Origin of the sequence: Bacillus sp. NTK074B (genome assembly GCF_017303375.1) — a bacterium.
Classification (GTDB): Bacteria; Bacillota; Bacilli; order Bacillales; family Bacillaceae_B; genus Rossellomorea.
In genome coordinates this window covers 442,290-455,318 of record NZ_JAFKOH010000002.1, presented here as the reverse complement: position 1 = coordinate 455,318, position 13,029 = coordinate 442,290, and the positions used below count along the sequence as shown (strand labels likewise).

General features: G+C 41.3%; 13 protein-coding genes. 9 read left to right on the top strand and 4 right to left on the bottom strand.

Translation table 11 applies throughout. The annotated features are described in order from the left end of the window. The first annotated feature begins 139 nt into the window (after positions 1–139). Together JI667_RS05605 and lpdA are read left to right on the top strand one after the other, a co-directional pair. Entirely contained in the window at positions 140–1,477 is a 1,338-nt protein-coding gene (locus tag JI667_RS05605) for a dihydrolipoamide acetyltransferase family protein (protein WP_206851075.1), read from the top strand. Positions 1,478–1,481: 4 nt separating this feature from the next. Next, entirely contained in the window at positions 1,482–2,891 is a 1,410-nt protein-coding gene (lpdA, locus tag JI667_RS05600) for a dihydrolipoyl dehydrogenase (protein ID WP_206851074.1), read from the top strand. Between the two features lie 272 nt (positions 2,892–3,163). Here lpdA and JI667_RS05595 read toward each other — a convergent pair whose 3' ends face one another. Continuing rightward, positions 3,164–3,550: a small peptidoglycan-associated lipoprotein gene (locus JI667_RS05595; RefSeq protein ID WP_206851073.1), complete on the bottom strand. Its 387-nt coding sequence runs from the start codon at positions 3,548–3,550 to the stop codon at positions 3,164–3,166. Between the two features lie 598 nt (positions 3,551–4,148). Between JI667_RS05595 and JI667_RS05590 the strand changes: the two genes are divergently transcribed. Together JI667_RS05590 and JI667_RS05585 are read left to right on the top strand one after the other, a co-directional pair. Then, on the top strand, positions 4,149–4,988 hold the full coding sequence (locus tag JI667_RS05590) for a polysaccharide deacetylase family protein (RefSeq protein ID WP_206851072.1): 840 nt from the start codon (positions 4,149–4,151) through the stop codon (positions 4,986–4,988). Between the two features lie 226 nt (positions 4,989–5,214). Further along, complete coding sequence (locus JI667_RS05585; protein ID WP_079531615.1) at positions 5,215–5,334, top strand: GapA-binding peptide SR1P; 120 nt, start codon at positions 5,215–5,217, stop codon at positions 5,332–5,334. 93 nt (positions 5,335–5,427) lie between these two features. On the opposite strand, the gene JI667_RS05580 is transcribed toward JI667_RS05585, so the two are convergent. Next, positions 5,428–6,897, bottom strand: a complete 1,470-nt coding sequence (locus JI667_RS05580; RefSeq protein WP_206851071.1) for an aminotransferase class I/II-fold pyridoxal phosphate-dependent enzyme — start codon at positions 6,895–6,897, stop codon at positions 5,428–5,430. A 424-nt stretch (positions 6,898–7,321) separates the two neighbouring features. Here JI667_RS05580 and JI667_RS05575 point away from each other — a divergent pair, with 424 nt between their 5' ends. Both JI667_RS05575 and JI667_RS05570 read left to right on the top strand, forming a co-directional pair. Beyond that, a complete protein-coding gene (locus tag JI667_RS05575) occupies positions 7,322–8,278 on the top strand; it encodes an NAD(P)H-dependent flavin oxidoreductase (protein WP_206851070.1) in 957 nt (318 codons plus the stop codon). Between the two features lie 25 nt (positions 8,279–8,303). Further along, positions 8,304–8,576, top strand: a complete 273-nt coding sequence (locus tag JI667_RS05570) for a UPF0223 family protein (RefSeq protein ID WP_206851069.1) — start codon at positions 8,304–8,306, stop codon at positions 8,574–8,576. A 61-nt stretch (positions 8,577–8,637) separates the two neighbouring features. Here JI667_RS05570 and JI667_RS05565 read toward each other — a convergent pair whose 3' ends face one another. Then, a complete protein-coding gene (locus JI667_RS05565) occupies positions 8,638–9,258 on the bottom strand; it encodes a YktB family protein (RefSeq protein WP_206851068.1) in 621 nt (206 codons plus the stop codon). A 179-nt stretch (positions 9,259–9,437) separates the two neighbouring features. On the opposite strand from JI667_RS05565, the gene JI667_RS05560 reads away from it, so the two are divergent. Together JI667_RS05560 and JI667_RS05555 are read left to right on the top strand one after the other, a co-directional pair. Continuing rightward, positions 9,438–9,632: a hypothetical protein gene (locus tag JI667_RS05560; protein WP_206851067.1), complete on the top strand. Its 195-nt coding sequence runs from the start codon at positions 9,438–9,440 to the stop codon at positions 9,630–9,632. A 221-nt stretch (positions 9,633–9,853) separates the two neighbouring features. Continuing rightward, a complete protein-coding gene (locus tag JI667_RS05555) occupies positions 9,854–10,651 on the top strand; it encodes an inositol monophosphatase family protein (RefSeq protein ID WP_206851066.1) in 798 nt (265 codons plus the stop codon). A 48-nt stretch (positions 10,652–10,699) separates the two neighbouring features. On the opposite strand, the gene JI667_RS05550 is transcribed toward JI667_RS05555, so the two are convergent. Next, positions 10,700–10,885 (bottom strand): YlaF family protein, encoded by a 186-nt coding sequence (locus JI667_RS05550; protein WP_206851065.1) that lies wholly within the window; start codon positions 10,883–10,885, stop codon positions 10,700–10,702. Positions 10,886–11,180: 295 nt separating this feature from the next. Here JI667_RS05550 and typA point away from each other — a divergent pair, with 295 nt between their 5' ends. Then, positions 11,181–13,019: a translational GTPase TypA gene (typA, locus tag JI667_RS05545; RefSeq protein WP_206851064.1), complete on the top strand. Its 1,839-nt coding sequence runs from the start codon at positions 11,181–11,183 to the stop codon at positions 13,017–13,019. Positions 13,020–13,029 lie beyond the last annotated feature (10 nt).

Genomic DNA, 13,029 nt, shown 5'->3' with positions numbered 1-13,029 from the left:
TAAGCCCTCCCTGGATACTCAAATGAAAACAGAAGGGCATTCCACCCTTCTCTTTTCCAATTATAGATATCAGAGATAGAGACAGATAGAACCATTACATTCATCTATTAATCATTATTCAATACAGGAGGTCGAGTCCATGTCATTCGAATTCAAATTACCAGACATTGGTGAAGGTATTCATGAAGGTGAAATCGTCAAATGGTTTGTAAAACCGGGCGATAAAGTGGAAGAAGACGATGTACTATGTGAAGTGCAAAATGATAAAGCCGTTGTTGAGATTCCTTCTCCAGTCGCAGGAACCGTTGAAGAACTTCTTGTTGACGAAGGTACGGTTGCCGTTGTGGGAGATACTCTTATCAAGTTCGATGCACCAGGTTATGAGGATCTTCAGTTCAAAGGCGGAGAAGAAGAAAAGAAAGAAGCGAAAGCTGAAGAGAAAACAGAAGGTCAGGTTCAAGCTACTGCTGAACAAGGACAGGATGTAGAGAAAGATGCATCCCCTGAAGCTGCAGAAGAGAAGTCTGATGCAGAAGCAGACCCTAATAAGCGTGTAATCGCGATGCCTTCCGTGCGTAAGTATGCAAGGGAAAACGGGGTTGAAATCCGTCAAGTATCAGGATCAGGTAAAAATGGACGTGTCGTGAAGGAAGATATCGATGCATTCTTAAGTGGAGACAGCAAGTCTGCTTCTACACAGGAAGACGCGAAAACAGAAGAAAATGCGCCAGCAGCTGAATCTAAACCGTCTGCACCTAAAGCTCCTGAAGGTGAATACCCTGAAAGTCGTGAGAAAATGAGCGGAATGCGTAAAGCGATTGCGAAAGCGATGGTAAATTCTAAGCATACAGCTCCTCACGTAACATTGATGGACGAAATCGATGTGACGAAACTTTGGGCTCACCGAAAGAAGTTCAAAGAAGTTGCAGCTGAAAAAGGTGTGAAATTGACTTTCTTACCTTACATCGTCAAAGCACTAACAAGTGCATTACGCGAGTATCCAGCTCTTAACACATCCATTGATGATGAAACAAGCGAAATCGTACAGAAACATTATTACAACATCGGTATTGCTGCTGACACAGATAAAGGTCTATTAGTGCCGGTTGTGAAAAATGCAGACCGTAAGTCTATGTTCTCGATTTCAAATGAAATCAATGAATTGGCTGGAAAAGCACGTGATGGTAAACTTTCAGGCGATGAAATGAAAGGTGCATCATGCACAATCACGAATATTGGTTCTGCCGGTGGACAATGGTTCACACCAGTCATCAACCATCCAGAAGTTGCTATCCTGGGTGTTGGACGCATTGCAGAAAAACCTGTGGTTAAAAATGGTGAAATTGTAGCAGCACCTGTGTTAGCATTATCATTGAGCTTCGATCACCGCATGATCGACGGAGCTACTGCTCAACATGCACTTAACCATATCAAGCGTTTGTTGAACGATCCAGAATTATTATTAATGGAGGCGTAATACAATGGTAGTAGGAGATTTCCCAATTGAAACAGATACAATCGTAGTCGGTTCAGGTCCCGGAGGATATGTAGCTGCAATCCGTGCAGCACAGCTCGGGCAAAAAGTGACAATCATCGAAAAAGAAAACATGGGTGGGGTTTGTCTAAACGTTGGGTGTATCCCGTCTAAAGCCCTAATCACAGCAGGTCACCGTTTCCACCAGGCGCAACATTCTGATGACATGGGTATCGTTGCTGAAAATGTAAAAGTGAATTTCGATAAAGTTCAAGAATGGAAAGCTGGCGTTGTTAAGAAATTAACCGGTGGTGTTGAAGGACTTCTTAAAGGGAATAAAGCTGAAATCGTCCGCGGTGAAGCTTACCTGGTTGATGCTAATACACTTCGTGTAATGGATGAAAACTCAGCTCAAACATACAAGTTCAACAACTTGATCCTTGCAACTGGTTCACGCCCGATTGAAATCCCAAGCTTTAAATTCTCTAAACGAGTGCTTGATTCTACAGGTGCACTTGCGTTAGAAGAGATCCCAAGTAAACTTGTTGTAATCGGTGGAGGTTACATCGGAACTGAACTTGGTACTGCTTATGCCAATCTTGGATCAGAAGTAACGATCCTGGAAGGTGCTGACGATATCCTTAGCGGATTCGAAAAGCAAATGACATCCATCGTGAAAAAAGAACTCAAGAAAAAAGGCGTTGAAGTTGTAACGAAAGCTATGGCTAAAGGCGTTGAAGAAAGCGACAACGGAGTCGTTGTTAAATATGAAGTGAAAGGCGAAGAGAAATCGGTTGAAGCTGATTACGTTCTAGTAACGGTTGGCCGTCGTCCAAACACAGATGAAATCGGTCTTGAAGAAGTTGGAATCGAGATGACAGACCGCGGTGTTATCAAAATTGATAAGCAATGCCGCACGAACATCCCTAACATTTTCGCTATCGGCGATATCGTTGATGGACCACCACTTGCTCACAAAGCTTCTTACGAAGGTAAAATTGCTGCAGAGGTTATCTCAGGTGAACCGGCAGAAATCGATTACCTTGGTATCCCGGCTGTCTGCTTCACAGATCCTGAACTTGCAACAGTAGGTTATTCTGAAGCTGAAGCGAAAGAAGAAGGCATCGAAGTAACAGCTGCTAAATTCCCATTCGCTGCGAATGGGCGTGCTTTAGCTCTTAATGCAAGTGATGGCTTTATGAAGCTTGTAACCCGTAAAGAAGACGGTTTAATCATCGGAGCTCAAATTGTTGGTTCTGGAGCATCAGACATGATCGCTGAATTAGGTCTTGCAATCGAATCCGGAATGACTGCCGAAGATGTTGCGATGACGATTCATGCTCATCCAACGTTAGGTGAGATTTCAATGGAAGCAGCAGAAGTTGCGATGGGAAGCCCCATCCATATCATAAAATAATCGTTCTTATGAAGGATGGTCCCCGGTTTCGGGGACCATCCTTTTCTTTATTGGCTCTATTCGTGAAGATGGTTGTTGTTCCATGCCCCGTTAGTCACGGTCTGCTTCCGTTCGATCGAGCCTCCTCAACGAGCACCTGGGGTGGAAATCAGCCACTTCTCATTTCAGCAAAATCAACAATCGATGCAAAAAGGGTCTTTTTATTTTGTCGTAAAATGGGACCGGAGCTAACTGAGCTCCGGTCCCATTTTTACTATATCATCATTTGATTGCTACCAGGACTTAATGGCCCTGGAAACAGGCTGAATAATGTTTTCCTTAGAATTGTGGCCTTCTACTTTACATATGATCTGATTGTTTTCCACTACTACAATGGCAGGGGAAGCAGGCGGGGCATCGGCGATCTCAGCTGTGGCTTTACTGTTTAAACTGACAACCTTCAGCTTTTTAAAGTGATCAGGATAACGACTTTTAAGTTCAATGATAGCATCGTAATAAGGTATTTCTTTCGAGACATTTCTTTCATCTGTAAAAAAGATTACTTGTTTTTCGATAAACTGATCCTGAGCTAAAGCAACTTTATTTTTTGAGATATCATCACACGAAGACAGAAGCAACATGGTGGAAGTAAGTATCACAAAAGTTAATATATGTTTCATACATCATCCTCTTTTCTTAAACGATGCTATGAACGAAATTTCCAATTAATACAAAAATGTTCTTAGTGATCTTACGTCACATTTTATCATAGGGGTAATTTAAAATGCGCAGAGTCATTAAAATGTTACAAAATTGAAAAGACATACATAATGAAAGTAATGTCAAAAGAATATACTATGTTAATACGATGACTAGGTAAGCTTTCCAGAGGTTTTATTTTCGAAGAGCGGGTAATAGATAATCAAGGCTGATGTAAATAAATTTTCTAAAGGGTGTTATGAACATGAAATCGTATCTTGCTTTTTTGGTTCAGATGATTTTATGGAGTGTGTTCTCGGTTGCTGAGTGGATCTCTGATAAAGATCACCTAGAGTATAAATGGATAATGTTTGTCCTCTTTTTTTACCTTGCCTTTATGGCTGCCAAAAAAATTGTGGAGTCCAGAAGGCTTACATTATTTATTACTTCCTTCAGTCTCAGTTGCTTTTTTATATTTAAGATCGCATTTGAAAATATAATGGAAATATTTTAATTCTTCCCCAGATTCTCTTTGAAATATGTTAAAATATTCAAAGTGACTGCGGAAAGGTGAGAGACATGAAAAAGATTCTAGCATCCGGTTTAACCCTTCTACTATTAACAGCTTGCGGCAGTGAACAAGCCGGCACCAGCCAGGAAGATGAGACGTCTGGCCAGACTGAAGTGAAAAATGAGGTTCAGAAACCGAAGGAAAGCACAAATACCGAAAAGAAAGATACGGATAAGGAAGAGAAGGTCGAACCTTCAAAAGAAGTGATTCAGACCCGGGACTATAAGATTAATGAGAACAATTGGAGCATTGAGCCAATTGGTGACTCCAACCCTAAAGTAGTGCTGCTGACTATTGATGATGCACCAGATCAGCATGCACTTCAAATGGCAAAAGATTTGAAAGCATTGAATGCTCCTGCCATCTTCTTTGTGAATGGTCATTTCCTTGATACACCGGAGGAAAAGGAAATATTAAAAAAGATTCATGATATGGGGTTTATGATTGGAAATCATACGTATAGCCATAGCAGCTTAAAAGATCTTTCACCGGAAAAACAAAAAGAGGAAATACTATCTGTCAGCGATTTGGTGGAAACCATTACAGGAGAGAGGCCAAAGTTCTTCAGGGCTCCATTTGGCCAAAACACTGATTACAGTCGCCAGCTTGCGAAAGAAGAAAAAATGTCATTGATGAATTGGACTTATGGATATGATTGGGAAAAACAATACCAAAACAAAGCAGCCATAGCGGATATCATGATAAACAGTCCATATCTCAATAATGGTGCCAACCTCCTCATGCACGATCGGACTTGGACCAGTGAAGCTTTGACAGATATTGTGAAAGGGCTCCGTGCGAAGGGATATGAAATGCTAGATCCGAATCGCATCAAAACAATTGAATAATAGAACCGCATAGATGAGTCACTTCATTTATGCGGTTTTTTATACCTCTTTTTCATATTTACGAAAACACTAACATAAAATCTTATGACAAATAGTATGATTGATTATGAGAATAAAAAGTTAAATATGTTATACAATTTAGGCTTGATATTTTAAATGTGTTATATTATTATAGAAGCAGATAAGATAAAGCGTTTACAAAACAACCCGAAGGAGAGGAAAAAGAATGGGAACAATTGTATGTCAATCATGCCTTAGCACAATTGAGCATTACGAAGATGAGAAGGTTTCTGTTTTATTCTCTAACTGCTGTGACTGCAACGACGATAAAGAATTAGATGATTAATAACTGCTAGGGGAGCGGGAATTATCATTGTCTTAAAGGGGTTCTTATAAATAAAAAGGATGAAGAGGGGGAGCCCTTCTTCATCCTTTTTTTTTATCGAATGGCGCGATGTTCCTTAATGACCCTTAAATGCCTCAGATCATAATCCTCAGGTCCCTGAACTGGGAGGCCAGCTTCTATATTGGTCTTGATATAATCAATGTTTTCCTGGGTGATGATCTCACCTGGAATAAAAATTGGAATACCTGGGGGATAGACCATGATAAATTCGGCGATGGTTCTACCCACGGATTCATCAATCGGAATCACTTCAGTGTCTGCATAAAACGCGTCCCTTGGTGTAATGGACAGGACAGGTATATCAGGAAGCATGACTTTAATCGGGTCCAGTTCCCCTTGCTTCTTAAGGCTTGTAACAAGCTCCTTTAAAGCTGAAACCAATTGATCTCCTTCGTGTTCCGTATCACCAGGTGTGATGATACAAAGAATATTATAAAGGTCAGACATTTCTACTTCTATGTTATGAGCTTCTCGCAACCACTTTTCTGCATCGAATCCGCTAATCCCGAGGTCCTTTACTGAAACAATCAGTTTCGTTGGATCATAAGCATAGGTGGCTTTCGTTCCCAGAATCTCTTCTCCCACACAGTATAATCCATCCACTTCATTGATGTGTTTCCTGATATTCTGTGAGAGTTCAATCGTTTTAGAAATGAGCTCCCTTCCTTCAGTCGCAAGCCGTTTCCTGGCAACATCAAGAGAGGCCAACAGTAAATAGGATGTGGATGTCGTCGTGAGCATACTGAGGATGGTTTGAACACGTTTAGCAGAAACGAGTCCTTCCTTCATATTAAGAACGGAGCTTTGCGTCATGGAGCCTCCAAGCTTATGGACACTTGTAGCCGCCAAATCAGCACCTGCCTGCATGGCGGACAGGGGAAGCTCATCATGGAAATGAATATGAACACCATGTGCTTCATCGACGAGAACTGGAACCTGATATGAATGAGCAATTTCAACAATTTTCTTCAGGTCTGCAGAAATCCCAAAATAGGTTGGATTTATGACGAGTACACCCTTTGCATCAGGATTTTGATCCAATGCCTTTGCAACAGCATCAGTTGTGATTCCGTGAGAGATTCCAAGATCCTCATCAATATCGGGATGAATAAAGATTGGAGTAGCTCCTGAAAAGACGATGGCAGACATAACGGATTTATGAACGTTTCTTGGGACTATGATTTTATCCCCGGGGCCACACACACTCATGACCATTGTCATGATCGCGCCGCTGGTTCCTTGAACAGAGAAGAATGTATGGTCGGCACCAAACGCCTCTGCAGCAAGGTCCTGTGCTTTTTTAATCATTCCTTTGGGCTGGTGCAAATCATCCAAAGGACCAATATTTATCAAATCAATGGACAATGCATGATGTCCGATGAATTCTCTAAATTCAGGATCCATCCCTGCACCTTTCTTATGACCTGGAATATGAAACTGGACGGGATTTTTTTTACTATGTTCAATTAAGCCGGTAAACAACGGCGTTTCATTCTGAGACAATTCATTCAACACCTCTTTATATTCTTCATAACAAGCTAAATGCTAAAGATATCATTATATAAGATTCTAACCGTAATTTCGTGCCATCCCCTGCGATATTTTCAACAAACAAAAGAATTATAGCACTTCAGAAAATCTTTGCATAGTGACATACGCACATCTGGGGGATATTTTTTCGTAGCACAAATAAAAGAGGGCATACCGGTGATCTTTGGCTCATTCGGGTGAAACGTACGTTTCACCCGCCTTTTAGCTATGCTGAAAGGTCGTCCCGTGAAATGAGCCAAAAATCAACACTGCTTCACCAATTCAAACATAATCTCTCTTACATGTAAGACTGACCGTATCTTATATTATTATACAAATAAATGAAAAGGATTTCCCCCACCTCATCGAGAATAGAAGAATATATGGAGGGATTCATATGAATTGGAAAACACGGGTAACAGAGCTATTGAATATACAGTATCCAATCATCCAGGGGGGGCTTGCTCACTTGGCATATGCTGAGCTTGCCGCTGCAGTGTCAAATGCAGGAGGACTTGGCCAGATCACTGCCATGTCTATGGATAACCCTGAAGAGCTGCAGAGAGAAATTGTAAAAGTCAGGGCTTTAACAGATAAAACATTCGGGGTGAACTTTGCCATCGGCCAGCATGGGCGCCCTTTCAAAGAATTTGTTGACATTGCCATTCAGGAAAACGTCCCGGTCGTTTCTGTAACGGGAGGAAACCCCACGACCCTGTTTCAACAACTTGAGGGGAAGGACATCGTTAAACTAGTGCTGGTCTCGTCAAAAAGACAGGCAGAAAAAGCAGAAGAACTTGGCGCGGATGCTGTGATGGTCGTCGGTCAGGAGGGGGGAGGGCACCTGGGTAAAGATGATATCGGTACATTCGTCCTGATTCCACGGGTAGTGGATGCCGTCAAAATCCCCGTCATCGCCTCTGGGGGTGTGGGAGACGGTCGAGGTCTTATGGCCGCCCTCAGCTTCGGAGCAGAGGGAGTGGAAATGGGAACAAGATTTATTGCGACGAAAGAGTGTATCCATGCGTCAGAAGTGTACAAGCGTGCCTTGATTGAAGGAGAAGAGAGTGGTACAGTAGTCATTAAACGATCTTTAGGGGCCCCTGCCAGAGCTATATCTAACGTCTGGACCGATAAGATTCTTAATGCGGAAACGTTGAATCCTGGATACGAAGGATTAAAATCATACATAAGCGGCGAGTCCAATAAGCGATATATATACGATGGTGAAGCAGACAAAGGATTTGCATGGGCAGGACAAGTGATGGGGTTGATTCAGGACATCCCTTCAGTTAAAGATCTCATTCAAAGAATGATCACTCAAGGTGAGGACATTCGGAAGATGTGGAATTAATGTGAAAAAGGAGTTGTTTTACAGAATGGAATATCAATACCCATTTGATATAGACTGGTCAACTACTGAGGTCATAGACGTAGTTGCCTTTTTTGAAGCGATTGAGAAAGCCTATGAAAAAGGCGTTTCACGAGAGGACCTGATGAATCGGTATAAACGATTTAAAGAAATCGTCCCCGGGAAAGCGGAAGAAAAGAGAATCTGCAATGAATTCGAAGAGTCCAGCGGATATTCCTCTTATCGTGTAGTGAAGAAAATGAAAGAGCTTCAGGATGCAGACAAAATATCCATGAATTAAAAAGAACGACCGCCACTTTTGGCGGTCGTTCTTTCTGCATGATTCCCTACAGTCATATGGTTTAGTTCATTTTATAAAGGGGTAAAAGTGTTTCAAAGGCACTTTCAACTTCTTGGATCAATTCATTTCCATTAAGCTTAATGGCAGTGTCCCGATCTAAATGAAGCCCGCATAGAAGTTCTGCTTTTTTTACTTGTTGAACTCTTTTACTTAGAGCAATGAATTCATCTTGTGAAAGAGAAGAGAATGGTGCAGCATCGGGTTTTGTGTGATCTCCAGACCAAACAAAATGACCAGGAATCATGGATCTGATTTTATCAGCATTTACTTCTACTTTCTTACCGAATTCTACTTTACCTGGAGCTTCGTAGATCATTGCAAACCAAATAAATACATGGGTTTCCCATAATCCAATCTGGAAATGAGGATGTTTTTTATAACCGCGCTTGTTATTCGCAAATGCAACCCAGGTATCATCTGGAGGGTTTACAGAGCGTCTGGCATGTTTTGCAACATGATAAAACATCTCATCACCGGTCCAAGCGCTAAGAGTGGGGGCTAAATGTTCACCCAGATAGTCCAGTTTAGGTCTGATCTGTTCTTGGATGCCGGTCATCCGAGCGTCGAGCCCGTCAATCTTAAATACGTTGAAGTCTTCTTCTGTAAAACCGTTAAACGTCATGTTGTAGCCTCCTTATTTCCAACAATATCGTACCATAAAGAGACACGGGCTTGTAGTCAATTGATTTATCCATAGGTGTCTGCACATTTTAGTTACAAGATGAGTCGGTATTTCATAATATGTAGTAAATATTATCAGAACAATCAGATAAATTTAATTCTCGGAAGGGGTGTATGGCCATGAAACAAGTAATGAATACTTCAAAAAAACGCGATGTCCAGCAGCAAAGAATGAATGTATTGAGACTTGAAATGGATTATGAATTAGCCGTATTATTCGAGGCAATCCAAACGAAGAATACAGAAGCCCAGACCAAGTCCAAACAGAAACTTATGAGTATCAGGGAAGAGCTAATGAAAATGAAGGCTTTATAAAGCTTCTAACGATCAAAGTGTTAAAGTATGCTGATAACAAAATCTACTGTTGAACGCGAGCTCATAGTGTTGGAGAGTTCGCTTTTTTATGGAGTAAAATCATCTTCCAGACGGAGTCACTTCACTTGAATGAATGGAGACTAAGGGTTAAGATTATCTGAATAGACCATATTAGTAAATGCTATATTCATTTCGTTATGCACATTGGAGGCTAATAACACATGACAAATTGGACTGAATTAGATCAAAATGTTAGAACGTGGATCCATGAAGCCGGCGAGAGGATTCGTCAGTCATTCAAATCAGAGTTGAACATAAAAACCAAATCGAATCGAAATGATCTGGTCACGGATATGGATGAAGCCACAGAGCGCTACTTTACGGAAAACATTCGAAATACATATCCCGATCACCAAATCCTGGGCGAAGAAGGATATGGTGATGACTTTAAAGAGTTATCCGGGATCACCTGGATCATCGACCCGATCGACGGTACGATGAATTTTGTTCATCAACAACGAAACTTTGCCATCTCCATAGGGATATACAATGGGGATGAAGGGAAGTTAGGTTACATATATGATGTGGTTCATGATGAGTTATATTTTGTGAATAAAGGAAAAGGAGTCTTTATGAACGACGTAGAGCTCCCTAAGCTTGAAAGTGTCCCGGTAGAAGACGCGATCGTCGCTTTAAATGCACTGTGGGTGACAAAGAACAAGCGTATCGAACCGTCTGTTCTTGCTCCCCTGGTACAAAATGTCAGAGGGACAAGGTCATATGGATCTGCTGCAATGGAGCTCGCTTATGTGGCTTCGGGCAGGCTTGATGCATATTTAACGATGCGCCTTGCCCCATGGGACTTCGCAGCCGGTAAGATCATGATTGAAGAGCTGGGCGGTGTCGTGACAGACCTTGAGGGAAATCCATTAAATCCTCTGACCAAAAGCTCGGTTTTCGTCGGCAAGCCTGGTCTGCATAAAACAATCCTGACCGAATATCTGCATAAAAACGATTGAAAAAATGGAGGGGGAGCACTGATAGCTCCCCCTCCATTTTTTTGACGATTACAGTCTTCCTTCTTCTCTGTATTTCTTCTTTGTCTTAAAGCCGAATCCCATTACAATGATTAAACAAATGAAACTTGCCACTGCAAGCATAATACTTTGTAAACTGATCGAAATCGCAATCCCCATCAGAGAAACTGCAGCTAAAATTGAAAAAAGAACAAAGATCCATTTTATATTTGCCATCTAAAGTACCCCCAAAAAATTGATAAGACCGATCCACTATTAAAGAGATTGTCTACTCCAGGATTTTATATGCTGTTCTTATTGAATTTTACCTATCAATTTAAGATTGCGCAATGGCTAACGGTGACAAAGAGGAAGAACGAATGATATGTTTATGGAAACTTTTAGTAAGATGGAATAGGTAGTGTGAAATATTTATTAGGGCTTTTGTCAATGCTGTGATATAATGGTCTAGTTGAACTGAAAAATACTATCTTTAACATTATAAAGAAATCCAATATTCAGGAGTGGAAATATGAAATTAAGAAATGACCTTAGAAATATTGCTATTATTGCTCACGTTGACCACGGGAAAACGACATTAGTAGACGAGCTTTTAAAGCAATCCGGAATCTTCCGCGAAAATGAAACAGTTTCAGAACGTGCGATGGATTCAAATGATTTAGAAAGAGAACGCGGTATTACAATCCTTGCGAAAAATACGGCGATTCAATATAAAGATTCCCGAATCAATATCCTTGATACTCCAGGGCATGCTGATTTCGGTGGAGAAGTAGAACGTATCATGAAAATGGTAGATGGTGTTTTACTCGTAGTGGATGCTTATGAAGGCTGTATGCCTCAGACTCGTTTCGTTCTTAAGAAAGCACTTGAGCAAAATCTTACACCGATCGTGGTGGTAAACAAAATTGACAAACCTTCAGCACGTCCTGAAGAAGTCATTGATGAAGTATTGGAATTATTCATCGAACTGGATGCGAATGATGAGCAGCTTGAATTCCCGGTTGTATATGCTTCAGCTATCAATGGTACGGCAAGTACAGATCCGGATCCTGAGAAACAAGATGAAAACATGCAGTGTTTATATGATTCCATCATTGAACACATCCCGGCACCAGTTGACAACTCTGAAGACCCACTTCAATTCCAGGTTGCACTATTGGATTACAATGATTATGTTGGGCGTATCGGAATCGGCCGTGTGTTCAGAGGAACAATGAAGGTTGGTCAGCAAGTAGCGTTAATGAAGCTTGATGGCTCTGTTAAACAATTCCGTGTAACGAAAATATTCGGTTTCTTCGGATTGAAACGAGAAGAGATTCAAGAAGCAAAAGCCGGGGATCTAATCGCAGTTTCCGGTATGGAAGATATCAATGTAGGTGAAACGGTTTGTCCGGTAGAACATCAGGATCAACTTCCCGTTCTACGTATTGATGAGCCTACACTTCAAATGACATTCCTTGTAAACAACAGTCCTTTTGCAGGCAGAGAAGGTAAATTCGTGACATCAAGAAAGATTGAAGAGCGTTTATTGGCTCAGCTGCAAACAGATGTAAGCTTACGTGTTGAATCAACCGATTCACCTGATGCATGGACAGTTTCCGGTCGTGGAGAGCTTCACCTTTCCATCCTGATTGAAAATATGCGTCGTGAAGGATATGAATTACAAGTATCTAAACCTCAGGTCATCATCAGAGAAATCGATGGCGTGAAAAGTGAGCCGGTAGAGCGTGTTCAAATCGATATTCCTGAAGAATATATGGGTGGGGTAATTGAATCCCTTGGTCAACGTAAAGGTGAAATGTTGGATATGGTGAATAATGGGAACGGGCAAGTCCGTTTAATGTTCATGGTACCTGCACGTGGATTAATCGGTTATTCAACCGAGTTCATGACCCTGACCCGTGGATATGGTATCATCAACCACACATTCGACAGTTATCAACCCCTGCAAAAAGGCCGCGTTGGCGGACGTCGTCAAGGTGTTCTTGTATCAATGGAAACAGGAAAAGCTTCTCAATATGGAATCATGCAAGTCGAAGACCGCGGTATCATCTTTGTTGAATCAGGAACAGAGATCTACGGGGGAATGATCGTCGGGGAACATACGAGGGAGAATGATATTACCGTTAATATCACAAAGCTGAAACAGGCGACTAACGTACGTTCTGCTAATAAGGATCAAACCGTGACGATCAAAAAAGCAAGAATCATGACATTAGAGGAATCCCTTGAGTATCTAAACGATGACGAGTATTGTGAAGTAACACCTGAATCAATCCGCCTTCGTAAGAAGATCCTTGATAAAAATGAGCGTGAAAGAGCAGAAAAGAAAAATAAGGTTACTCAATAAACTAAGTGAA